Origin of the sequence: Candidatus Poriferisodalis sp., assembly GCF_965208555.1 — a bacterium.
In the GTDB taxonomy this organism is placed as follows: Bacteria; Actinomycetota; Acidimicrobiia; order Acidimicrobiales; family Poriferisodalaceae; genus Poriferisodalis.
The window spans coordinates 1,584,560-1,609,300 of sequence record NZ_OZ242342.1; the positions used below are offsets into that span (position 1 = coordinate 1,584,560).

16 protein-coding genes are annotated in these 24,741 nt (G+C 69.0%); 11 read left to right on the plus strand and 5 right to left on the minus strand.

The features are described from left to right. Positions 1-3: 3 nt before the first annotated feature. Together ACOGXE_RS07335 and ACOGXE_RS07340 are read right to left on the minus strand one after the other, a co-directional pair. A complete protein-coding gene (locus tag ACOGXE_RS07335) occupies positions 4-2,040 on the minus strand; it encodes a hypothetical protein (protein WP_419933292.1) in 2,037 nt (678 codons plus the stop codon). A 3-nt stretch (positions 2,041-2,043) separates the two neighbouring features. Continuing rightward, complete coding sequence (locus ACOGXE_RS07340) at positions 2,044-3,507, minus strand: sigma 54-interacting transcriptional regulator (RefSeq protein WP_419933293.1); 1,464 nt, start codon at positions 3,505-3,507, stop codon at positions 2,044-2,046. Between the two features lie 278 nt (positions 3,508-3,785). Between ACOGXE_RS07340 and ACOGXE_RS07345 the strand changes: the two genes are divergently transcribed. The 6 genes from ACOGXE_RS07345 (at position 3,786) to ACOGXE_RS07370 (ending at position 13,512) form a co-directional block, all read left to right on the plus strand. Continuing rightward, positions 3,786-5,027 (plus strand): hypothetical protein, encoded by a 1,242-nt coding sequence (locus tag ACOGXE_RS07345; protein WP_419933294.1) that lies wholly within the window; start codon positions 3,786-3,788, stop codon positions 5,025-5,027. An 80-nt stretch (positions 5,028-5,107) separates the two neighbouring features. Beyond that, positions 5,108-5,947 carry a succinate dehydrogenase cytochrome b subunit gene (locus ACOGXE_RS07350; RefSeq protein WP_419933295.1) on the plus strand — a complete coding sequence of 280 codons (840 nt, stop codon included), beginning with the start codon at positions 5,108-5,110 and terminating at the stop codon, positions 5,945-5,947. Positions 5,948-5,954: 7 nt separating this feature from the next. Next, positions 5,955-7,889 carry a fumarate reductase/succinate dehydrogenase flavoprotein subunit gene (locus tag ACOGXE_RS07355; RefSeq protein WP_419933296.1) on the plus strand — a complete coding sequence of 645 codons (1,935 nt, stop codon included), beginning with the start codon at positions 5,955-5,957 and terminating at the stop codon, positions 7,887-7,889. A gap of 53 nt (positions 7,890-7,942) precedes the next feature. After that, complete coding sequence (locus tag ACOGXE_RS07360; RefSeq protein WP_419933487.1) at positions 7,943-8,704, plus strand: succinate dehydrogenase/fumarate reductase iron-sulfur subunit; 762 nt, start codon at positions 7,943-7,945, stop codon at positions 8,702-8,704. A 39-nt stretch (positions 8,705-8,743) separates the two neighbouring features. Further along, on the plus strand, positions 8,744-11,062 hold the full coding sequence (locus ACOGXE_RS07365) for a hypothetical protein (protein WP_419933297.1): 2,319 nt from the start codon (positions 8,744-8,746) through the stop codon (positions 11,060-11,062). 44 nt (positions 11,063-11,106) lie between these two features. Next, on the plus strand, positions 11,107-13,512 hold the full coding sequence (locus ACOGXE_RS07370; protein ID WP_419933298.1) for a hypothetical protein: 2,406 nt from the start codon (positions 11,107-11,109) through the stop codon (positions 13,510-13,512). Between the two features lie 6 nt (positions 13,513-13,518). Here ACOGXE_RS07370 and ACOGXE_RS07375 read toward each other — a convergent pair whose 3' ends face one another. After that, positions 13,519-14,832, minus strand: a complete 1,314-nt coding sequence (locus ACOGXE_RS07375; RefSeq protein WP_419933299.1) for a PQQ-dependent sugar dehydrogenase — start codon at positions 14,830-14,832, stop codon at positions 13,519-13,521. 200 nt (positions 14,833-15,032) lie between these two features. Between ACOGXE_RS07375 and ACOGXE_RS07380 the strand changes: the two genes are divergently transcribed. Continuing rightward, a complete protein-coding gene (locus tag ACOGXE_RS07380; protein WP_419933300.1) occupies positions 15,033-15,524 on the plus strand; it encodes a pyridoxamine 5'-phosphate oxidase family protein in 492 nt (163 codons plus the stop codon). Here ACOGXE_RS07380 and ACOGXE_RS07385 read toward each other — a convergent pair. After that, entirely contained in the window at positions 15,521-16,342 is an 822-nt protein-coding gene (locus ACOGXE_RS07385; protein WP_419933301.1) for a TerC family protein, read from the minus strand. The two genes, ACOGXE_RS07380 and ACOGXE_RS07385, sit on opposite strands and share 4 nt — an antisense overlap. Positions 16,343-16,381: 39 nt before the next feature. Beyond that, positions 16,382-17,227 carry an HDIG domain-containing metalloprotein gene (locus ACOGXE_RS07390; RefSeq protein ID WP_419933302.1) on the minus strand — a complete coding sequence of 282 codons (846 nt, stop codon included), beginning with the start codon at positions 17,225-17,227 and terminating at the stop codon, positions 16,382-16,384. A gap of 153 nt (positions 17,228-17,380) precedes the next feature. On the opposite strand from ACOGXE_RS07390, the gene dnaE reads away from it, so the two are divergent. From dnaE to ACOGXE_RS07410, 4 genes are all read left to right on the plus strand, one after another. After that, positions 17,381-20,941, plus strand: coding sequence for a DNA polymerase III subunit alpha (gene dnaE, locus ACOGXE_RS07395; RefSeq protein WP_419933303.1), 3,561 nt, complete (start codon positions 17,381-17,383; stop codon positions 20,939-20,941). Positions 20,942-21,067: 126 nt separating this feature from the next. Continuing rightward, entirely contained in the window at positions 21,068-21,247 is a 180-nt protein-coding gene (locus tag ACOGXE_RS07400) for a hypothetical protein (RefSeq protein WP_419933304.1), read from the plus strand. Positions 21,248-21,327: 80 nt separating this feature from the next. Beyond that, on the plus strand, positions 21,328-23,349 hold the full coding sequence (gene thrS / locus ACOGXE_RS07405) for a threonine--tRNA ligase (protein ID WP_419933305.1): 2,022 nt from the start codon (positions 21,328-21,330) through the stop codon (positions 23,347-23,349). A 16-nt stretch (positions 23,350-23,365) separates the two neighbouring features. Further along, complete coding sequence (locus tag ACOGXE_RS07410) at positions 23,366-24,541, plus strand: zinc-dependent alcohol dehydrogenase (protein WP_419933306.1); 1,176 nt, start codon at positions 23,366-23,368, stop codon at positions 24,539-24,541. The last annotated feature ends 200 nt before the right edge of the window (positions 24,542-24,741 follow it).

The following is a 24,741-nucleotide window of genomic DNA, read 5'->3' on the forward strand; positions in this document are numbered from 1 at the left end:
CAGCTACAGGCGGCCGCTGGTGATGAGCTTGCGGCGGTGCTCCAGGAAGTCCACCAGCACGTAGTCGCCGAGGTTGTGCGGGCTGGTGAAGAACGCCCGCCCGCCGTTCATCTCGGTCATCTTCTCCACGAATGCCCTCAGGTAGCTGTTGGGATCCAGCATGAACACGTTGATGCGGATGTCCTCGCGGGTTGCCCGCGCCACCTCCAGCAGCGTGGCCTCGATGGTCTCGCGCACCGGCGGGTAGGCGAAGTACGGCCGGCCGTCGCGTGCCAAGTGGGCGGTCGGCTCGCCGTCGGTGATCATGATGATCTGCTTCGAGCCGGTCTGGCGGGCCAGCAGGCGCCGGGCGATCATGAAGCCGTGCTGCATGTTGGTGCCGTAGGCGAAGTCCCACGACACCTCCGGCAGCTGGGCGGCGGTCAGCTCCGAAGCTGACTCGGCGAAGCCCACGATGCCCAGGTAGTCGCGCGGGAACTGCGTGGAGATCAGCGAGTGCAGCGCCATCGTGACTTTCTTGGCGGGCAGGAAGTTGTCGCGCATCGGCATCGACAGCGACAGGTCCAGCATCAGCACCGTCGAGGCGCGCGACAGCAGCTCAGAGCGTTCGATCTCGAAGTCGTCCGGCGTCAGGCTGACCGGCGTGCCGGTCCCCTGCCGCGTCACCGCATTGCGCACGGTGCGTTCGATGTTCAGGTTGAAGGTGTCGCCGAATTCATAGGGCTTCGTTTCGTATGCGAACTCGTTGCCGACGCCTGTCTTGCGCACCTGGTGGCTGCCGACCTTGTCGTCCATCAGCCGGTTGAACAGATCGCCGAGCGCGTTCTGCCCGATGCGGCGCAGCGCCCGCGGCGTCAGCTCCAGGCGCCCTTCGGTGTGCTGCGCGAGACCTGATTCCTCGAGCATGCGCGCCATCTCGCTGAGCCGCTCGAGGGCCTCGGCCGACTGGTCGCCGAGCAGTTCGCGGACCCGCTCGGGATCCACCTCTGCCAGGGCGGACGGGCTGACGGCGCCCTGCAGCATCTCCGCCAGCGCGTCGAGGTCGCCGAGCTGCGCCAGCACGTCGGCCGCCTGGGACATCGACAGCGGGTCGTCGCCGCCGAATTGGTAGTTGCGGTCCCAGCCCATGTCGGGGAACGCCTGCTGCAGGTTCTGCGCGAGCTGCTGGGCCTGCCACTGCAGGTCCATGTCGTCCATGAGCTGCGCCGCCAGGTCGGCGAGCTGCTGGCGCTGCGCGGGCGTCATCGAGTTCATCATCGAGGCCATGGCCGCCATGCGCTTGGCCATGATCTCGAGCAGCTCGTCGAGGGTCTGGGGGTTCTCGGGGAAGAAGTCGCCGTAGCGCTCCATGAAACCCTCGAAGTCGGGCTCCTCGCCGCGGGCACGCTGCTCGAGCATCTGGTTGAGCTCGGCCATCATGTCCTTGGTGCGGGCCAGGTCTTCGGGGCTCATGTTGCCCATCGCCCCGGTCATCTGGTCGAAGTAGCTCTGGGCGACTTCCTGGCGCAACCGCTCGACCAGCTCGTTGAACTGCTCACGGGCCTCGGGCGACTCGAAGTCGTAGCTCTGCAGGCCCCGCATCTTCCCGGCCAGGTCGGGGGGCAGCATGTCGAGCTGAAGGTTGCGCTCGGCGGCGCTGGACTGGGCGATCTCTTCGCGCCGCTCGTCGCCGCTGTCGGCCGCGTCCTGCGCGAACTCCTCCAGCGCCTCGCGCTCGGTGTCGGTGATCTCGTCGAGCTCCCGGGCGATGTCGTCGTACACGCCGCCGAGGTCGAACTGCTCCAGCATCTCCTTGCGCCGGTCGCGCAGCCGCTCGATCATCTCGCGCAAGCCCTCGAGCCGGTTCCCGTCGGCGTCGGTGAAGCCCTGCTGCATGAGCCGGCGCAGGGCGGCATTGAGATCGCCGTGATACAGCAGATCGTCGGTCATCTCGGCGAACAGGCTGTCCGCGTCGAAGTCGAAGCCGGTCTGGGTGCCGTCCCACGCCGAGTAGCGGAACCGCGCCCCCTCCCGGCGGGCCCGACGCCAACGGATAGGCATCAGTCAGCCGCGTGAGCGGTAGGTGGCCCGGGCACCCACGTGCTCCTTGTTGAGCCGCTTGGACAGGTGCAGCCCTTCGAGCACCAGCTCGACAGCGGAGGCCAGCACGGCGGGCGCTGCGCCCTCATCCGATTGCTGGTCGCCTGCGGCCGCTACGAGTGATTCGGCCGCGATGGCAAGCGCCTGGTTGCCGGCGAGCAGCTCCATGTAGGCCTCCGAGCCGAGGTCGTCGCCGGTGTGCACCACCTTGCCCTCGCCGAAACTGGCCACCACGTCGCTCAGCTCGTCGGGCGAGAAGCGGTTCTTGAACACCTCGAGCACGGCCGCCTTGAGCATGGTCTCCACGATCTTGCCGTCGCGGCCCTCTTCCATCGACTCGATCTCGATCTTGCCGGCGGTGGAGCTCATGAGCGACTCGAGGTCGCTGACCCTGGGCACCACGTGCCGCTCGCCGCGTTGCAGCGCCCGGCGGGTGGCGTTGGCCGCGAGCGTCTCGGTGTTGGTGACCGTCATGCGCACCGACACGCCCGAGCGCTGGTTGACCTGGCTGCTGGCACGGGCCACATGACTGAAGGTCGCCACGATCTCGGCCATGAAGTCGGGCATGGTGACGATGACGCCCCCTGGCACGCCCTCGCCCATCCCCACATCGATCCCTTGGAGGTCCAGCGGGCGGGCCTCCGACGACGCGATGTCCATCTCGGTGTCGACGTCGAGCGGGTAGTGGGTGCGGATCTGCGCGCCGAAGCGGTCCTTCAGCGGGGTGATGATGCGTCCCCGGTTCGTGTAGTCCTCGGGATTGGCGGTGGCCACCAGCAGCACGTCGAGCGGCAGGCGGATCTTGTAGCCCCGGATCTGGACGTCGCGTTCCTCGAGCACATTCAGCAGGCCCACCTGGATGCGCTCGGCCAAGTCGGGCAGCTCGTTGATGGCGAAGATGCCGCGGTTGGTGCGCGGCACGAGCCCGTAGTGCAGCGTCAGCTCGTCGGACAGGTAGCGGCCCTCGGCCACCTTGATGGGGTCCACCTCGCCGATGAGGTCGGCGATCGAGGTGTCGGGCGTGGCCAGCTTCTCGCCGTAGCGGATGTCGCGGTGCGCCCACGCGATGGGGGTGTCGTCGCCGTGCTCGGCGACGAGATCGAGGGCATGGCGGGACACCGGGTTGTAGGGGTCGTCGAAGATCTCCGAGCCCTCGATGTAGGGCATCCACTCGTCGAGCAGGTTCACTAGCGAGCGGATCATGCGGGTCTTGGCCTGGCCCCGCTCTCCCAAGAACACCACGTCGTGGCCGGCCAGCATGGCGTTCTCGAGCTGCGGCAGCACCGTGTTCTCGTAGCCCAGCACCCCTTCGAACAGCGGCTCGGACGCAGCGATGGCCTTCGCGGCATTCGCACGCATCTCCTCTTTGACCGGCCGGGAGACCCAGCCGGTCTTGCGCAGTTCGCCGAGCGTGGTGGGTTGCGTCATGGCGGGCAACCTAGTGGCTGGTGGCTCCAGACGGCGTTGGCGCAGGTTGGTTGCACCCGCCTGTTCACTGCGCGTAGCGTGACCAGTGGAGGCAAGGGGACTCGAACCCCTCGGGAGTGGATTTAGAGGCCGTCCCGGCCACCTGGCTGCCCCCATGGAACGAAGCCCACACAGCTCCGCTCCTCGAAGACCCCCGCTCGGCTCGCTGGGCGGGGGTCTTGCGTGACATCCGCACCACACTTGCCCACCATTCTCAGTAGTTCTCAATGATTTTCACATTGACAACCGGAGGCTCCGACGCCCGGGTGCTGACGGGCGACTGGCTGGTGCGGGCCGCCGGGCACGGCGAGTGGCGAACTGTGGCAGAGCGCGGACTCGACGAGTCGGAATGGCAGGCAACATCGACCCCCGGCCGCTGGTGGCTGGACGCCGGCCTCGCCGACGAGAGTGCTGTGCTCTACCGGCGGCGATTCGAACTGCCGGCTGAGGGAACGGCCGAGCTCGGCAGCCCCGACGGCACGGCAGACCGTGATGCTCGCTGGTGGTTCGTTGCGAACGGACTCTGCGAACTCGGCCACCTGTGGCTCGACGGCACCTATCTGGGAGACCTGCGCGGGCGCCACGCAGAGCACGCCTTCGAGGTGAGCCATCTGCTGCGCGCCAGCCCCGAGCACCTGGCGGCGGTCGAGGCCTCACACGGGGCCGTCCGGGTGCCCCAGAGCGAGGACGCGCAGGTGCAGATTGAGCAGACTGGGCCCGCGCGCATCCAACGCGTCCGCGCGCTGGTCATCGAGGCCAGTCCTGACCGGGCCGTGCTGCGCATCGCCGCCACCGTCGACAGCTCCGGCACGCATCGCAGCGAGATCACCACGACGGTGCTGCCCGCCGAGGACCCCGAGGCCGGCTGGTCGCAGGACGCCTCCCGTCAAGTGGCCTCCGAGGGCGATGGCCTGGCCCTGTCCGAGCCCGTGCTGGCGCGCGGTCGCAACGAGCTGGAGTGGCTGGTCGCGCTGGAGCAACCGTCGCTGTGGTGGCCTGCCGGGCTAGGAGACCAGGCGCTCTACTGCATCGACATCGACGTGGCCGTCGACGGGCGCTCCAGCCACGCAGTCAGGCTCCCGACGGGGATCCGGACCGTGTCGCTCCGGCGGGGACGCGTGGCCGTGAACGGCGAACCGCTTCGCGGCGGACTCGACGCCCTGCGTGTCGTGCAGCACGAATTGAGCCATCGGTGCGCCTACGACTCGGCAAACACCCGCGGCGAGCTGCTGTGCCAGCAGGTCACACTCGAGCCCAGCGTGTTCACCGGCGCCGAACGCGGCCTGCGTGCGCTGGCCGCGCAGGCCGCCGCGGCCGCCGCCGATCACGCCGGCCACCATCCGTGCATCGCCGCCTGGCAGCCGGTGCATCCGTCCGACGGTCGGCGACGTGCGCCGCGGATCGGCTCGTGGACCGATCGCACCGTGCGCCAGGCCATGCACGCCGCCGATCCGACCCGCCCAGCGCTGCCGACGCGCTAGTACCGTACGGCCCTGGCGCGATCGGCCCCCCGGGGCGGACCGCGCCGATCGCCGCACCACGCCACGCACGGGAGGAACACATGGCGCCGACTGCCACGCAGGCCGCCGGGTCTGCACCGGTGTTCAAGGCCAAGCGCCCGCTGCCGTTCCCGCTGAACATCTACCAGTCGGCGATCGGCCGCAAGTGGGTCATGGCCTGGACAGGCATCGGGCTGCTCGGCTTCGTGATCGTTCACATGATCGGCAATCTGCACCTCTACGAGGGCCCCTCGCGGATGTACGAGTACGCCGAGACGCTGCGCGACCTCGGCGGCGGGCTGCTGCCCCGCACGCTGCTGCTGTGGATCATGCGGGTCGGGCTGCTCGCGATGTTCGTGGTACACCTGCACTCGGCGTACACGCTCAAGGAGCGCAGCCGGCTGGCATCCGAGCGGGCGGGCTTCGTGGGCGGCGCCAAGAAATACGCCTCCAAGCGCGACTACATCGCCGCCAACTACGCCTCGCGCACGATGCGCTGGACGGGTCCCATCGTGGGCCTGTACGTGCTGTTCCACCTGGCCGATCTGACGTGGGGCTGGTGGCTGGGCGACGCCTACGTACGGGGCGATCCGTACCACAACGTGGTGGAGTCGTTGTCGAGCATCCCGGTGGCGATCCTGTACGTGGTGGCCAACGTGGCGCTGGCCGTCCACATCTTCCACGGCACCTGGAGCATGTTCCAGAGCCTCGGCGTGAACAACCCGCGCTACAACGGCCTGCGCCGCAACCTGGCCACCGTGCTGGCCGGCGTGGTGCTGGTGGGCAACCTGTCGTTCCCGGTGCTGGTGCAGGCCGGCCTGGTCGACGAGGACAACCGGGAGTGCCCGGTCAACGACACCACCGGGCTGGAGTGTCTCGAAGCAGAAGCAGGGGCGCACTGAGATGGCTATGAACGGTGCAACGAACGGCGTGCTCGATTCCCGGGTGCCCGACGGGCCGATGGCCGACAAGTGGCAGAACCACAAGTTCTCCATGAAGCTGGTCAACCCGAACAACAAGCGCCGCTTCGAGATCATCGTGGTGGGCACGGGCCTGGCAGGTGCCTCCGCCGCGGCGTCGCTGTCGGAGCTGGGCTACCGGGTGAAGGTGTTCACGTTCCACGATTCGCCCCGCCGGGCGCATTCCATCGCTGCCCAGGGCGGCATCAACGCGGCGAAGAACTACACGAACGACGGCGACTCGGTGCACCGGCTGTTCTACGACACGGTCAAGGGCGGCGACTACCGCAGCCGCGAGGCCAACGTGCACCGGCTGGCCGAGGTGTCGCTGAACATCATCGACCAGTGCGCCGCCCAGGGCGTGCCGTTCGCCCGCGAGTACGGCGGCCTGCTCGACAATCGCTCGTTCGGCGGCGCGCAGGTCAGCCGGACGTTCTACGCCCGCGGCCAGACCGGCCAGCAGCTCTTGCTGGGCGCCTACCAGGCACTGGCCAAGCAGGTCGCAGCGGGCGGTGTCGAGCTGTACACCCGCACCGAGATGCTGGACCTGGTCACCAAGGACGGGCGTGCGTGCGGCATCGTGACCCGCGACCTCATCTCTGGCGAGATCGCCGCCCACACCGGTCACGCCGTGGTGCTGGCCACCGGCGGCTACGGCAACGTCTATTACCTGTCCACCAACGCCATGGCCTGCAACGTCACCGCGGCGTGGCGGGCGCACCGGCGCGGGGCGCACTTCGCCAACGCCTGCTACACGCAGATCCATCCCACCTGCATCCCGGCCAGCGACGAGTTCCAGTCGAAGCTGACGCTGATGTCGGAGTCGCTGCGCAACGACGGCCGCATCTGGGTGCCGGCGCAGATGGACGACGCCCGGCCGGCCGAGCAGATCCCCGAGTCCGAGCGCGACTACTACCTCGAGCGCAAGTACCCGGCCTTCGGGAACCTGGTGCCGCGCGACGTGGCCAGCCGCAACGCCAAGACCGTCGTGGACCAGGGCAAGGGCGTGGGCCCGCTGCGCAACGGCGTGTACCTGGACTTCTCCGAGGTGATCGCCCGCGACGGCCAGCCGGCGGTGGCGGCGAAGTACGGGAACCTCTTCGACATGTACGAGCGCATCACGGGCGAGAACCCCTACGCGGCGCCCATGCGCATCTACCCGGCCATCCACTACACGATGGGCGGGCTGTGGGTGGACTACCACCTGATGACCACCGTGCCGGGCTGCTACTCCATCGGCGAGGCCAACTTCTCCGACCACGGGGCCAACCGGCTGGGCGCCTCGGCACTCATGCAGGGCCTGGCCGACGGCTACTTCGTGCTGCCCTACACCATCGGCGACGACCTGGCTGCGAGGCTCGGCGAGCCGGTGGTGCCGATCGACGACCCGGTGTTCACCCAGGCAGTCGCCGAGGTCACCGATGCCACGCAGCGGTTCCTGTCGATCGGGGGCACCCGCTCGGTGGACTGGTTCCACCGGGAGCTGGGCAAGATCGTGTGGGACTACATCGGCATGGAGCGCACCGCCGAAGGCCTCGAGAAGGCCCTGTCGGAGATTCCGGCGCTGGAGGCCGAGTTCTGGGCCGATCTGCGCGTGCCGGGCTCAGGCGCCAACCTGAACTCCGGCCTGGAGAAGGCCGGCCGGGTGGCCGACTTCTTCGAGCTGGCCAAGCTGATGGCCCGCGACGCCCTCGTGCGCGAGGAGAGCTGCGGCGGACACTTCCGGGCCGAGCACCAGACGCCCGAGGGCGAGGCGCAGCGAGACGACGAGAACTTCGCGCACGTCGCCGCATGGGAATGGAACGGGCCTGGCGAGGTGCAAACCCGGCACATCGAGGAGCTGGATTTCGACGTGGTCGCACTGACACAGCGGAGCTACAAGTGAGCGGGGCAAACGGGCAGCCGGACCAGAACAGCCAGCACGGTCACGGCCGCACTCTGAACCTCACGCTGCGCATCTGGCGCCAGGAGGGGCCCGATGCGCCCGGACGGTTCCACACCTTCGACGCACCGGACGTCAGCGAGGACATGTCGTTCCTCGAGCTGCTGGACATCATCAACGAGCGGCTGATCTCCGAGGGCGGCGTGCCGATCGAGTTCGATCACGATTGCCGTGAGGGCATCTGCGGCACGTGCAGCCTGATGATCAACGGCCGGGCGCACGGCCACGAGCGGGCCACCACCACCTGCCAGCTGCACATGCGCAAGTTCGCCGACGGCGACGTCATCACCGTGGAGCCGTTCCGAGCGAAGGCGTTCGGCGTGGTGCGCGACCTGGTGGTCGACCGCAGCTCTTTCGACCGCATCATCGAGGCCGGCGGCTACATCTCGGTCAACACCGGTGCGGCGGGCGACGCCAACCTGACGCCGGTGCCCAAGGAGGCATCGGACACGTCGTTCGACGCCGCCGCCTGCATCGGCTGCGGCGCGTGCGTGGCGGCCTGCCCCAACTCCGCGGCCCAGCTGTTCACCTCGGCGAAGCTGGCGCATCTCAACCTGATCCCCCAGGGTCAGCCCCAGCGCTGGGAGCGCACCGAGGCGATGGTGGAGACGATGGAGCAGTACTTCGGCTCGTGCACGAACCACGGCGAGTGCACCGAGGCCTGCCCGAAGGAGATCAGCCTCGACTTCATCGCGTTCATGAATCGCGACTACGTCAAGGCGAAGATCAAGAACCGCAAGCTGGCCGGCCAGAGCTGAGCGGCGGCGGCGCCGATTGCAGATGACCAAGGCGGTCCCATGAAGCCGGCAGCGAAGATGGCAGTCGCACTGTTCACCGCGCTGGCGATGGCGCTGGGCCTGCTTGCGCCTGCGGCGGCCCAGACACCGTCGAACTTCGTCCGCGGCGGCCCCAACCTGACGCTGGTGGTGGCGAGCTGTCCGGTTCCGTCCGACAACGCGATCGCGGAGGCGCTTGCCGCGCACAGCCGCAATGCGGCGAAGGTGTGCGTCGATCCCAGCGGCCTGTCACCGGAGACGGCTGCGCTTATCGCCGAGTTCGCACCCGACCGGTTGATCGTCGTGGGTGGCGAGGTAGCGGTGCCGCCTGCAGTGATGGACGAGCTGACTGCAGCCGCTCGAGCCGCATTTCGCTGGACCGCGATCGAGCGGCTTGGCGGCGCCACCCGGATCGAGACGGCCGCGCTGGCGGCGCGTGCCGCCCTCGAGTCACCCAGCGTCACCGGCCCGGGCACCGTCACGCTGTACGTCGCGAACGGCTGGAACGGCAGCGAAGTACGAACAGCCGCGGCGGCGGCCGGCGTCACCGACGACGCCGCAGTCGTCTACGTCCAGCCCCGCACGATTGCCGGCGGCCTCCCCGCTGCGACGGCCTCGCTCATTGCCGACTATCGCCCTGCTCGCGTCGTGCTCGTGGGCCTTCCCGACGAGGTCGGAGCAGTCACCGAGACGGCCGTCGCCGCCGCGCTCGATGCGAACGAGCTGACTGTCGAGATCGAGCGCGTCGCCGAAGCCGGCGAGCCGCTCTTCTGGACTCCGGAGGCGTCGCCGTCTGTCAGCACTGCTCGCCAGATCTTCACCGCCATCGTTCAGGGCACCCAGGTGCGCGGCGCGGCGGGCGACGATCCAGTACCGGTGCTGGCGGCAAGCTCAGCGCGGGGACCCTTGGAAGAGGGCCCCGGGCACCGGCTCTGGAGCGTGCAGGCTGATGGTTCGGGGCGCGAGCTGCGCTCGGGGGACCACCGCGGCTGGGCGTGGAATCCAGGCAGTGGCGAACTGAGCTGGGCGAACCTCGACGGCCGGCTGCGGGTCTCGGCGCTCACCGGCGACGAGCGGGTCGTGTCCGAGACCGGCCAATACCCGACATGGTCGCCCGACGGCAGCCACGTCGTCACCTTCAGGTTCGCCGGTCGCACCGCGTTCCGCAGCCGCACCGAGGCGCACATCGCCAGCGCCGACGGCCGGGGACTCCAACGCATCGGCGTGGTCGATTACCGCACCTTCCTCTACGCGGACCTGCCGCTCGCCTCCTGGTCGCCCGACGGGACGCACTTCGCCTACGTCGAGCTGATCGACGATCCCGCGACGGGCGGCACGGCCCAATTCGCACGCATCTGGTCGACCGATGAGTCGGCGCTCGCGCTCACGCTCGGCGAGGATGTCACGTTCTTGGGCTGGTCACCTGACAGCGCCCACTTCGCATATGCCACACCGCATGACTGCGACGGCAACGGTCGGGACGAGAGCCAGATCCTGTGGATCGCAAAGACCGATGGCAGCGAGCCCCGCGAGCTGGGCCCGATCGACCGCATCCAGTGGCGCTTCGTGCACCTGTGGTCGGCTGACGGTCGCCACCTCGCCTACGAGTCGCTCGATCCAGCGGACTGCTCGATGCACTTGAAGGTGGCAGCTGCCAGCGGCGAAGCCACAGCCTTGGGCGCGGTCGCCGACGGGCGGCTCGTGGGCTGGTCGCCCAACGGCAACCACTTGGCGTATGGCCTCACGGTGGGCACCCCAGGCAAGGGCGTGCCGCTGCGGGAGCATGTCTGGGTCGTTCGGAACGACGGGAGCGATCGGCGCGATCTGGGCGAGGCGCTCCCCACCGTCTTCGGACCGGTGCGCTGGTCGCGTGACGGCCAGCACCTCGCGTACGCCGCGGTGGTGCGAGATGCCGACGGCGAGGTCATCGGCAGCCGGCCCGTCGTCACGCGGGCCAACGGCATCGGCGGAGTCGTCCAGCTTGCCGAGTGGGGCAACATTCTCGAGTGGTCGCCCGTCGACGACCGGCTCGCCTACGTCGCGCACTACAACGAGTACGGCGACCGCGAGATCGATCGCCGGGCGTTGTTCGTCCACACCGTGGGCTCGGCGGCTGCCGACGTCAGGCTGGTCTACGAGCTGGCCGGCATCACGCTCGGAGCGCGATGGTCACCCGACGGCGCGTACCTCGGGTATGTCTCGGGCCCGACCGAGCTGCTGCTGGATTGGTTCATCAACCGCCGACGCGGGTCGGATGCCTGGGTGGTGCGCACCACCGATCCGCGCTGGACGCGGCGCCTGATCACCGACGTCACCTGGGGCGAGTGGCAGCCCCGCTGAGCGCGACCAGAGCGCTGACGAGCGGGCGGTAGCGTGTCGCCTCGATGAAGCGCGAAAAGGCATTCCGGAGTCCTCACGAGGCGCCGGCTCGGCGGATGGGGTGGCGCACGCGCGCCGCCTCGGCAGCGACGGCACTCGCAGTCCTGCTGGGTTCCGTCGTGCTGGCCGCGCCGGCCGCGGCCCAGCAGGCACAAGACGGGGCGCCGGCCAATATCTCACGCCAGGGGCCCAATCTGACGCTCGTCGTCGCGAACTGCGAACGCTCCGCCGACATCGCAGTCGCGCAGGAATTGGCCCGGCACGGGCGCAATACCGCCGCGGCGTGCCTTGACCCTGACGGCGTGCCAGCCGAGACAGCCGAGATCATCGCGGAGTTCGCGCCCGACGGCTTGATGATCGTCGGCGGTGATGACGTGATACCGGCTGAGGTCATGGACAGTGTGAAGGCGCTGGCTCGATCGGCCTACCGCTGGACCGTCGTGCACGACTTGGGCGGCGCCACGAGAGTCGAGACATCTGCCGCTGCTGCGCGCATCAGGCTGGGCAGGCCCGAGTACATCGACGCTGGCACGGTCACGTTCGTCATTGCCGATGGCTGGAACGACGACGATGTCAACACGGCACTCGAGTTCGCCGGCACCATCGACGATGCGGTGCTCGTGTACTTCGACCCCGACGACATCTCGAACGGACTGTCAGAGGCAACAGCGTCGCTCTTCGCCGATTACCCACCGGCTCGGGTTGTCTTCGCGGGGCTGGCCGACGAGGCCGGCATGGCCGCCGAGGCCGCAGTCAAGGTTCTCCTCGAGGCGATGGAGTCCGATGTCTACGTCGAGCGCGTCGCCGTGGCGACGGGCACGCCTGCGGACGCCGCAGACATAACGACGCTCACTCGTGCGGCACACCAGAAGTTCGAGGACATTATTCACGGCAGGCATACCCCGTACAGCGTGGACCCTGGAGAACCGTGGCCCTTCCTGGCGCTTACTGAGGCATCGGGCGTCCGAGGCGTGGGCTCGACGCTGTTCACGGTCCGGGCAGACGGCAGCAACCGCAAGCTGCGCACCGTCGATCACAACGGCTGGGAATGGGACTTCAGCGACGGGCTGCGGCTCGCCTGGGCCGACGACGAGGAACGCGTGATGGCCGCGACCCCTGATGCCGACGGCAAGCCGCTCGTGGCCGAGGGCACGTGGCCGTGGTGGTCGCCCGACGGCAGCCATCTCATCGTCTGGAACAACGCCGACACCGACGGCAACGACCGTCTCGACTCCTTCGAGGCCGTGCTGTACAACGACGTCGGCCAGAAGCGGCGCAGCTTGGGCCAGATGGACCGGCGCACGTGGGCTTACGGCGATATCAGAGACTTCATCTGGTCGCGTGACGGCGCCTATCTGGCGTACATCACCGATCACATCGACCCCGAGACCTCCGACGAGGTCCACGAGGCACGCATCGAGCCGACCGATGGCAGCGCGCCGCCGGTCACCCTGGCCGAGGACGCGATCATCGTGCGCTGGGCACCCGACAGCAGGCACCTTCTCTACGCGACGCCCGCGGAGTGCGGCGACGGCGACACCGACAACATCTGGGACCTGTGGGTGGTAGCCGCCGACGGCAGCGATGCGCGCCGCATCGACATGGTCGAATACCCCGAGTGGGGTGTGCTGATCATCCGCCCGTGGTCGCCTGACGGGAAGCACATCGCGTACGAGGCGGTCGATCCGCAGGACTGCTCGACCGAGCTGCGCGTCACCTCCGTGGACGGAGATGCGGAACCCGTCATCATCGCTGCCGACGTGGATTTCCTGGGGTGGTCGCCCGACAGCACCTACCTCGAATACGGGGAGGAGACCGACCGTCCGGTGACCGACTTCCTGACCTCCGAACTGTCGTGGGTCGCGCATCGCGACGGCAGCTCGAAGCGATTCATCGGCGAACTCGCCCCGTCGGTCTACGGCTGGATCTTCTGGTCAGAAGACGGCAAGTACATCTCCTACACCGAGATGCTGCGCGACGCCGACGGCGACCTCGTGGGCCAGCGCGCTCGCGTCGAGCGCACCGACGGCGTCGTGGAAGCGACGACCCTGGCAGAAGCGGGCAACTCGCTGTCGTGGTCCGAAGACGGCCGTGTCGCCTATGTGGCGTATCACGACGACGACGGCGACGGCATGCCCGACCGTGAGGCCCTGTATCTGCACACGCCCGCCTCGCTCGACGACGACGTCGAGCTGGTGCACACGCTGCCCGCGCCGACCCGGGTCGCGATCTGGTCTCCGGGCGACAGCCATCTCATCTACTCGGCGGGCTCCATCGAGTCGCTCATCGGATGGATCATCGACCGAGGGCGCGGTGTGAGCGTGTGGGGCATCGAGACCGGGCAGCCCCGGTGGATGCATCGCCTGATCACTGACGTCACCTGGGGTGAATGGCAGCCCCAGCCCGAGTAGGGCCAGCTAGGGAGTTGTCTGCTGTAGGCGGAAGACGGTGCCGGCGGCGCTGAGCACGTAGAGCTCGCCGGCGGCGTCCTCGCCGAACGACACGAGCGTGTTGCGCGGCACTGACACGCCGAGGTCTTTGCGCACTGCGGCGCCGTCGGGACCTCGGACGAGACCCCACAGGTCGCCTGTGCAGTAGTCGCCGAACACGTAGGTGCCCTTGAGCGCTTCGATGGCGCTGCCGCGGTACACGTAGCCGCCGGTCACCGAGCAGCCGTCGTCGTGGGTGTAGGTGTAGACGGGGAACAGCAGATCAGGGGGCGACTCGCTGCCGCTGAAGCGCTCGTTGCCCTCGAACAGCGGCCAGCCCAGGTTGGCGCCCGGCGACCAGCCGTCGGCGGCAGGCAGCACGTGGATCTCCTCGATGCGGTTCTGGCCGACATCGGCGATCCAGAGATCGCCGGTGAGCCGGTCGAACGAGAATCGCCACGGGTTGCGCGCGCCGTACGCCCACACCTCGGGGGCGTCGCCGGAGGCGAACGGGTTGCCGGCCGGAATCCCGTAGCCCTGCCCCGAGGCTGGGTTCGGGTCGATGCGAGCAATGGTGGCCAGCAGCGTTGCGCGGTCTTGGCCCTGGCCGAACACGTCGTCGGCGCCGCCGCCGTCCCCGAAGCCGATCCACAGGTTCCCGTCGGGTCCGATCTGCACCTCGCCGGCGTTGTGGTTGCACGCCGGCTGATCGAGTGCAAGCAGCACGCGACGCCGGCCGGCCTGGGGCGTCTCGCCGTCCATGGGCATCACGGCGATCCGGCTGTCGCGGGCTGTGTCGGTGTAGCTGAGGTAGAGCTGCGACCCGTCAGGCGAGAAGGTGATGCCCAGCAGCCCGTTCTCGCAACCTTGGCTGACCCTCGAGCCGATGTCGGCCACGAGCTGCGGGGCGGCCCTGGCATCAGCCCCGTTGTCGGCGTCGCGGCCATCAGCGGGATCCAGCAGCCACACCTGTCCGGTCAGCGTCGCCACGTATCGCTGGCCGGTGCCCGGATGGGCTGCGAGCGCGATGGGCGCTTCGATCTCGGCGACCGGCACCAGCTCGAATCGAGTCTGGGCGAGCGACGGCGCAGCTTCGCCGGCCGGCGGCGCACTTGTCTGCGGCGGCATCGTCGATGCCGGCACTGCGCCCGCGTCGCCTGGGTCGTCTGCGTCGATCGATGTGCCCGCTGGACGCGACTCGTCGCCTGTCACCGAGGCGGGTGCTGTGTTGCCAGTGCTCCCGGACGCGAAATCGGGACCCGCTGGTGAGTCGGCGGCCCGCAGCGCAGGGGGCGCCGTCACGACGGTGCTCGGGCCCGCGCGGGCATCGCCGTCCTGTCCACCGGCGGCCGGATCGTCGTGATCGCCCGACGTGGCCCCGCACGCACACGCCAAGAGTGCAGCCGCCGTAAGTGCTGCTGTTGCACGTCCGAGCGTCACGGCGCGACGGTAGCCACGCAGGCCATGCAGAATGACGCGGAGCACAGAGCCGAGGACAGCACATGAATGCAACCAGTGATCCCGTGACCTGGGGGGGCTTCGCCGCAACCTGCGGCGATCTGGCCAAGCGGATGCAGCAGCGATTCGAGAGCCACCTGCATGCGGTCATGGCCACCCTCCGCGCTGACGGCTCGCCCCGGATGTCGGGCATGGAAGCCCCCATCCGCGACGGGCACCTCTGGCTGGGAATGGGCCGCAACTCGACGAAGGCGGCCGACCTGCGTCGTGACCCCCGGTTCGGGCTGCACTCTGCACCCGAGAGCGGGGAGCTGCAGAGCGGCGATGCGCGCATCGAAGGCGAGGTGGCCCCAGCCGACGCCTCCGAGCTCGAGACGTTTCTGCGGGGGCATCACCATGAGATCGACGACGCGACCCCGATGGCCCTGTTCACCGCCAGGATCGCTCGCGCCGTGCTCGTACGCGTCGAGGGCCATCACCTCGTCGTAGAAACCTGGACCCCAGCGGGCGGCCTGGTGGAGCGGCGCGTCGCCTAGCTAGACGATCCGTCGCCAGCGGTCGGCGCGTCGTCGGAGTCGCCTGCGTCACCGGCGGCTGCGAAATCCGGCATGCGGCGCTCGTGGAACTCGACGGGCGGGGTGCGGGATTGGCGGTTGCGCTTCATGCGCAGGTTGAGCGCTTCCACCAGCACCGCGAAGCCCATGGCGAAGTAGATGTAGCCCTTCGGGATGTGGAACTCGGCGCCCTCGGCCACGAGCGACATGCCGATGAGCAGCAGGAACGCCAGCGCCAGCATCTTGACCGTCGGATGCTTGCCCACGAAGCGCATCACCGGCCCTGACGACCACAGCATCACGCCGACCGCGATGACCACCGCCGCAATCATCACTCCCACCCGGTCGGCCATGCCCACGGCGGTGATGACAGAGTCGAGGCTGAACACCAGGTCGAGCACGAGGATCTGGAAGATCACCTTGGCGAATGTGGTGCCGGCGCGGGCCTCGTCGCCCTGATGGTCGTCGCCCTCGAGCTTGTGGTGGATCTCGAACGTGGCCTTGCCGAGCAGGAATAGGCCGCCGCCCAGCAGGATCAGGTCGCGCCCCGACAGCTCGTGGCCGAACACTGAGAACAACGGCGTCGTCAGCCGCACGATCCACGAGATGCCGAGCAGCAAGAGCACCCGCATCCCCATGGCCAGCGACAGGCCCACCACGCGTGCCCGCTCGGCCTCCTTCCCGCCCAGCCGACCGGCGAGTATCGAGATGAAGATCACGTTGTCGATGCCGAGCACGATCTCGAGCACCGTCAGCGTGATCAGCGAGATCCACACATCCGGAGCAGTCACCCAATCCACGGCTGCACACGCTAGAGCGGAGCCGCGACCTCGCCGTCGCTATGGCGAGGCGGCAGCGTCCTGGGCAGCCCACCAGGTGTCGAGACGGCACCGCACCTCGTCGGCGCCGAGCTCACCCTCGGTGCGGCGCAGCTCCAGCAGGAACCTCATGGCACGGCCAACCTCGGGCCCCGGCGCCAGGCCCAGGTGGGTCATCACCTCGTCGCCGTTCAGCTCGGGGCGCAGCTCCGCGGCAGTCTGCTCGCGGGCCAGCCGGGCGATGCGCACCTCGAACCGGTCGAGTGCGTCGTGCAGCGCTTCGATCCGTTTCACATTGCGCGACGTGCAGTCGCTGCGCACCATGTCGTTCAGGTCGCCCAGCAGCGGCCCGGCGTCGCGGGCATAGCGCCGCACTGCTGCGTCAGTCCAGCCGGTGTCGTAGCCCTTGAAGCGGCCCGACAAGTGCACGAGACGCGCCACCTCTTCGGTCAGATCCTGGCCGTAACCCATCACCGGCATCCGCTTGCGGGTGAGCTTGGCGCCGACGGCCTCGTGATTGCGGAACGTCACGCCGCCCGAGCCGATCTGGCGCGTCAACGGCTTGCCGATGTCGTGGAACAGCGCCCCGAGCCGCACACGCAGGCGGGGCGGGCTCTGAGCCACCACCGCGATCGTGTGCGCCAGCACGTCCTTGTGGCGATGGATCGGATCCTGTTCGAGCGCCAGGGCGGGCAGCTCGGGCAGATGCTCATCGGCCCAGCCGCTGTCGACCAGCTCCCACAGGCCCTCGCGGGGATCGTCGACCACGAGCACGCTGTTCAGCTCGTCGCAGGGCAGCACGGCACCGTGGTCGAGCTCGAGCTCGTCGGCGTCGTCGCGCTCGGGCGCGCGGTGCGGGGTGGCCATCCCTCCATGATGCTGCCCGGCGCGCCGCTCTCCAACCATGTTTCTGGGGGTTTTGGGCGTTGCGCACCGCGGCCCGGCGCGGGTTCACGCCGCGGCGAGGCGACCGGTCTATGTTCGAAACACGGCCCGCTTCAGACGAGATCGAGGAGCAGCGTGGCAGCGTCGTTCGTGCACCTGCACACCCACACCGAGTACTCCCTGCTCGACGGCGCGGCGCGCATCAACGAGGTCGTCGCAGCGGCGGCGGCCGACGGTCAGCCGGCGCTGGGCATCACCGACCACGGCAACATGTACGGGGTCCTGGACTTCTACCGGGCCTGCAAGGCGCACGGCATCAAGCCGGTCATCGGCACCGAGGCCTACATGGCGCTCGAGAGCCGCCACGAGCGCCCCAACCGCAACCGCGCCAAGAACGCCAAGGTGGACGACACCGGCGACGACGGCGAGGGCGGGGGGAAGCTCTACTACCACCTGACGTTGCTGGCCCACAGCGATGCCGGCTACCGCAACCTGCTCAAGCTGGCCAGCCGCGCCTTCCTCGAGGGCTACTACTACAAGCCCCGGATGGACTGGGAGATGTTCGCCGACCACGCCGAGGGCCTGACGGCCACTACCGGGTGTCTCGGCAGCGTCGTGCAGCAGGCCCTGCTGGCAGGCGACTACGACGAGGCCCGCCGCCGGGCCGGCCGCCTGCAGGACATCTTCGGGCGCGACTCGCTGTATGTCGAGCTGCAGGACCACGGCATCGGCGCCCAGCATGAGTGCAACCCCCAGCTCTTGCAGATCGCGCACGACCTGGGCGCCCCGCTGCTGGCCACCAACGACCTGCACTACACCCACCAGCACGATGCGGTGGCGCACGACGCGCTGCTGTGCGTCCAGACCGGGTCGCTGCGCAGCGACCACGACCGCTTCAAGTTCCACGGCGACCAGCACTACCTCAAGAGCGCCGCCGAGATGCGGGCGGTGTTCAGCGAATTCCCCGAGGCGTGCGACAACACGCTGGCCATCGCCGACCGGGCCGAGACCAATATCGAGTTCGGACAGGTGCTGCTGCCGCACTTCGAGGTGCCCGCCCCCCACGCCGACGCCGACGCCTACCTGGGGCATCTGGCGTTCGAGGGGGCGAAGAAGCGCTGGGGCTCCAACGTGCCCGAGAGCACTGCCGCGCGCATCGCGTATGAGCTGCGGGTCATCTCCGACATGGGTTTCAGCAGCTACTTCCTGATCACCTGGGACCTCATCCGCCACGCCCGTGAGAGCAACATCCGGGTGGGGCCCGGGCGGGGCTCGGCGGCCGGCTGCGTGGTGGCTTACTGCCTGGGCATCACCGATCTCGACCCCATCAAGTACGGCTTGCTGTTCGAGCGGTTCCTGAACCCGGCCCGCATCTCGATGCCCGACATAGACATCGACTTCGACGACCGCCACCGCGACGAGATGATCCACTACACGGCCCAGAAATACGGCCACGACCACGTCGCGCAGATCATCACCTTCTCCACCATCAAGGCACGGGCGGCCGTGCGCGATGCGGCCCGGGTGCTGGGCAAGCCGTACTCGCTGGGCGACCGCATCTCCAAGGCCATGCCGCCGCTGATCATGGGCCGCGACACCCCGCTCGAGGCCTGCCTCGAACGCGACGACAAGCACGCCGACGGGTACGCGGCTGCGGCCGAGCTGCGCACCATGTACTCCACCGACGACGAGGTGCGTGAGGTGGTGGACGTGGCCCGCGGGCTCGAGGGCCTCATCCGCCAGGACTCGGTGCATGCCGCGGCGGTGGTGATCAGCCCCGAGCCGCTCACCGAGTACCTGCCCATCCAGCGCAAGCCCGAGTCGGGCACCGACCCCGAACTGGCGCCGATTGTCACCCAGTTCGACATGGGCGGCGTGGAAGACCTGGGTCTGCTGAAGATGGACTTCCTGGGCCTGCGGACGCTGTCGATCATCGACGACGCCGTGCGGCTCGTCGAGCGCAGCACCGGCACACAGCTCGACATCGACTCGGTGCCGCTGGACGACGCCGCCACCTTCGCGCTGCTGTGCGCCGGCGACACGATGGGCGTGTTCCAGCTGGAGTCCACGCCGGTGCGCTCGCTGCTGCAGTCCATGCGCCCCACCCGGTTCGAGGACATCTGCGCGCTGGTGGCGCTGTACCGGCCCGGCCCCATGGCCGCCGACATGCACAACAGCTACGCGCACCGCAAGAACGGCCGCCAGCCCGCCACGCCGCCGCACCCCGACCTGGCCGAGCTGCTCGACGAGACCTACGGGCTGATGATCTACCAGGAGTCCATGATGCGGGTGGCCCAGGAGATCGCGGGCTACTCCATGGCCGAGGCCGACGACCTGCGCAAGGCGTGCGGCAAGAAGAACCGCGAGCAGATTGCCGAGCACCGCACCAAGTTCGTGGAAGGCAGCGTGGCCAAGGGCTACACCGAGGACCTGGGCAAGCAGCTCTTCGACATCATCGAGCCGTTCGCCGACTACGCGTTCAACAAGAGCCACGCCTTCGCCTACGGCCTGATCGCCTACCAGACGGCCTACCTGAAGGCCAACCACCGCACCGAGTTCCTGGCGGCCGTGCTGACCGGTTCCAAGCGCAATATCGACAAGGCCGGCGTGTACCTGGCCGACTGCCGCCAGTCCGGCATCGACGTGCTGGTGCCCGACATCAACCGCTCCGAGCTGGACTTCGCCGCCCACGAGCGCACCATCCCGTTCGGGCTGTCGGCGGTGCGCAACGTGGGCCTGAAGGTGGCCGAGCCGATCCTCGCCGAGCGCGCCGCCAACGGACCGTTTGCCGACTTCGAGGACTACTGCATGCGTGTGCCGCGCGAGGTGCTCAACAAGCGGTTCACCGAGTCGCTCATCAAGGCGGGCGCCTTCGAGACCTGCGGGCACAGCCGGGGCGGGCTGCTGGCGGTGTTCGAGCAGATCGTCGAGTCGGCGCTGCGACGGCGCGAAGAGGACGCTGCCGGGGTGCAGTCGCTGTTCGCGGGCGGCAACGGCCACGCCAGTGCCGGCGGCGACGCTGAAGGTCCCAGCTTTGACGAGCGCATCGAGATCCCCGACATCGAGGCCTCCGAGCGCGACACGCTGGCCTGGGAGAAGGAGCTGCTGGGGCTGTACGTGTCCGACCATCCGCTGCGCGGCGGCGAGGCGCAGCTGCGGCGCTCGGTGACCTGCTCGGTGAGCGGTCTGGGCGATCTGGCGCCCAACCCCGACGGCGGCCAGCAGTGGGTGACGCTGGGCGGCGTGGTGCAGAGCCTGCAGCGCCGCTACACGCGCGGCGGCGATCCGATGGCCCGATTCATGCTCGAGGACCTGTCCGGCTCCATCGAGGTGACGCTGTTCCCCAAGGGGTTCGCTGCCGCCGGCGCGACGCTCGCCGAGGACGCCGTGGTGCTGGTGCGGGGCCGGCCCGACCGCCGGGGCGAGGGCGAGACGGCATTCCTGGCCAACGAGGTGGAGGCGCTGGAGCTGCGCAAGGGCCCGGTGCCCGTGTCGTTGAATGTGGAACGGGTCGACATCGACGAGCACTGGCTGGAGGCGTTCGAGCGGATGCTGTCGGAGTGCCCGGGCGATGCGCCCGTGCACATACGGGTGGGCGGCTCGGTGGTGCAGTTGCCCGAATCGCGCTGGGTCGACGCCACCACGCTCGCTGGTCCGTTGCGGGAACTGCTCGGCGCCGACGCCGTGCGCACCTAGCCGGCGGCAGGGTCGCTCCGCCACGACCGAGCCGGGCCACTAGTCTTCCCCGTTGGCTGCGAGCGCGGCCGAACCCCCTTCTCGGACCGCGGCATCGGCCGCTGAACAGTTTCTTCAGGAGCACTCATGGGCAGCAACGCCGATACCCGCAAGGTCGACGGGAAGTCGCTCGAGGACCCGTACAAGATGATGGTGCCGTTCGCGAAGTTCAAGAGCTTCCAGTTTGCGGACAAGCTCTGGGTGCTGGCCGGCTTGCTGTTCCTGATCGTCCTCATCAACATCGTGTTCTCCGGCGGCGGGAGATAGTTGCTGCGGCATGCCGCCCCAGAAAATGAGACCGGTTCGACGAATCCGGTCTGGTAAGCCGGGTTCGTGAGTGCAGTCCGATGAGCGACCTCAGCGAGGCCTCCGCAGCCGCGGTCAATGTGGTGCTGCCCGACGGGCAGAACCGCGAGCTGCCCGCAGGCGCCACGGGTGCCGACCTTGCCGCGTCGCTGGGGCGGCGCGCCGCCAAGGATGCGCTGATCGCGGTGGCCGACGGCGAGCAGCTCGACCTGAACCGGCCCTTGCCCGACGGCGCCTCGGTGTCGCTGGTATTCGGTTCCTCGGACGAGGGACTCGAAGTGCTGCGCCACTCCACCGCGCATGTGCTGGCCCAGGCGGTGCTGCGGCTCTACCCGGGCGCCACCTTCTCGATCGGGCCGCCGATCACTGACGGCTTCTATTACGACTTCGACTTGGGGGCTGACGAGGGCGGACGGCCGCGGACATTCTCCGACGAGGATCTCGAGGCCATCGAGGCCGACATGCGCGCGATCGTGGCGGCACGGCAGCCGTTCATCCGGGCAGAGGTGGACCGGGCTGCGGCGGATGAGCTGTTCGCCGACCATCCCTACAAGATCGAGATTCTCGACGGCGAAGCCGACGACCCCGCGTCGGGTCCCGAAGGCGGGGTCATCACCACCTACCGCAACACCGACGAGTTCGTGGACCTGTGCCGCGGCCCGCACGTGCCTGACACCGGGCGGCTGGGTCATTTCAAGCTGATGCGCGTGGCGGGGGCGTACTGGCGGGGCGACGAGAACCGCCAGATGCTGCAGCGCATCTACGGCACCGCGTGGGGCTCGAAGGCCGAGCTGGCCGCCCACCTGGAACGGCTGGAGGAAGCCGCCAAGCGAGACCACCGGCGGCTGGTGACCGACTTGGATCTGCTGAGCTTCCCTGCCGAGCTGGGCGGCGGGCTGGCGGTGTGGCACCCGAAGGGCGCTGTGGTCCGCAGGATCATGGAGGACTACAGCCGCGACCGCCACGAAGCGGGCGGCTACGAGTTCGTCTACACGCCCCACCTGGCCAACGCCCGGCTGTTCGAGACCTCAGGCCACCTCGACTTCTACGCCGAGGGCATGTACCCGCCGATGGAGATGGACAACGGCGTCTACTACCCCAAGCCGATGAACTGCCCCATGCACTGCCTGATCTTCAACCAGCGCCAGCGCTCGTACCGGGAGCTGCCGCTGCGGCTGTTCGAGCTGGGCACCGTGTACCGCTACGAGCGCTCGGGCACCCTGCACGGGCTGATGCGGATCAGGGGCTTCACCCAGGACGACAGCCACCTGTATGTGGCACCCGAGCAGCTGGGCGACGAGATCGAGCGCCTGCTGGACTTCGTGCTGTCGGTGCTGGCTGCGTTCGGCTTCGACGACTTCGAGTTCAAGCTGTCCACGCAGGATCCAGAGAAATACGTGGGCGATGACGAGGGCTGGCAGCGGGCGACCGCAGCGCTGCGGTCCGCGCTGGATCGGCGCGGGCACGACTACACCGAGGCAGAGGGCGAGGCGGCGTTCTACGGGCCGAAGATCGACATCGACGTGCTCGACGCGATCGGGCGCTCGTGGCAGCTGTCCACCATCCAGGTCGACTTCAACCTGCCCGAACGGTTCAACCTGCGCTACACCGGCGCCGACGGCGAGGTGCACCGGCCGATCATGATCCACCGGGCGCTGCTCGGCTCGATCGAGCGGTTCTTCGGCGTGATGGTGGAGCACTATGCGGGTGCGTTCCCACCGTGGTTGGCACCCACCCAGGCCGTGGTGATGGGCGTGCGTGCCGACCACGACGCGTTCGCGTCGCAGGTGGCAGCGCAGCTCACCGAGGCCGGATTCCGGGCCGAGACCGTGCCGGCAGACGACCCGCTGGGCGCGCGCATCCGGCGAGCCAAGCTCGAAAAGGTGCCCTATGTGCTGGTGGTGGGCGACGACGACGTGGCGGCGGGCACGGTGGGCGTGAACCCGCGCGGGCAGCCGGTGCAGCGCGACGTGCCGCTGGCGGAGTTCATGGCGCAGCTGGCCGACGAGGTGGAACGCAAGGCCGTCGACGTGAGTGCGGCCACGGACCCGGACGGCAGCTGAGGCTCGGCGGGCGGGCGTGCAGGCACTGGTCTTCGAGCGCAAGGAGCTGCGGTTCGCCGCGGCGATGGCTGCGGGGAAGCTGAAGCCCGGCTCGGGTGCGGGCGTCGGCCCGCTGCGGCTGACCGAGATGGATCCGCCGGACCTGCCCGGCGACGGCTGGCAGTACGTGGAGCCGGCCTTGTCGGGCATCTGCGGGTCGGACCTGGCGACGGTGGACGGCAAGGTGTCGCGCTACTTCGAGCCGCTGGTGTCGTTCCCGTTCGTGCCCGGCCACGAGGTGGTGGGGCACACCGAAGACGGCACCCGGGTAGTGCTGGAGCCGGTGCTGGGCCACGAGGCGCACGGCTTCGCCCCGCCGTGGCCCGACGCCGCCCCTGCCGACGGCGACGACTACGGCCACCTGATCGGCGGCGAGATCGAGGCCGGCTTGCAGACCGGGTCGTGCGCCTCCACCGGGGGCGGCTGGTCGGAGATGTTCGCTGCGCACGAATCGCAGCTGCATTCGTTGGGCTCGCTGGGCCCCGAGGATCTGTCCGACGAGGCGGCGGTGATGATCGAGCCGACGGCGGCAGGCGTGCATGCCGCGCTGCGGTCGGGTGTGACCGAGGGCGGCACGGCAGCGGTGATCGGCGCCGGCACCATGGGCCTGGTGGCGGTGGCAGCGCTGCGCCAGCTCACCGGCGTGGCGGCGATCGTGGTGGGCGCGCGCTACAGCCACCAGCGCCGCCTGGCCCGCGAGCTGGGCGCCGACCTGGCCGTGTCGCCCGACGAGCTGGGCCGGGCCGTGCGCCGGGCGGCCGGCACCCGGGTGATCGGCGAGACGCTGGGTTCGGGCACGCACGTCACCATCGACGCGGTGGCCTCATCGCAGTCGCTGACCGACGCCATCGCCCTCACCCGGCCCCGCGGCCGCGTGGTGGTGCTGGGCATGCCCGCCAACGTCGAGCTGAACCTGTCGGCGCTGTGGCACCGCGAGACCGAGCTGGTCGGTGCGTACTGCTATGGCACCGAGCCGAGGCTTGACGGGGGCCACACCTTCGAAGCCGCCATCAAGCTGGTGCGCGACTGTGACTTGGGCCGCCTGGTGTCCGCGCTGTACCCGCTGGAGGAGTACCGCAACGCCCTCGAGCACGCCGCCAACGCCGGCGCCCGAGGCTCCACCAAGATCGCCTTCGACCTCCGCCAAGGCTGAGCGCTGTCGGGCATTCGAGCTGGGGGATTGTTGGATATTGCGCGGCTCAGGTCAAGGACATGGGCAGTGGAATCTCTCAGGGAGTCCATAGGGAACCCTCAGCCAAATGACGTTCCCCTGACCTAGCGGCACCGTTACGGTTCGGCGCTCAGCCTCCGACCACAGCATGGGGAAGTTGCATCCCCGAGCGGTGGACGGGG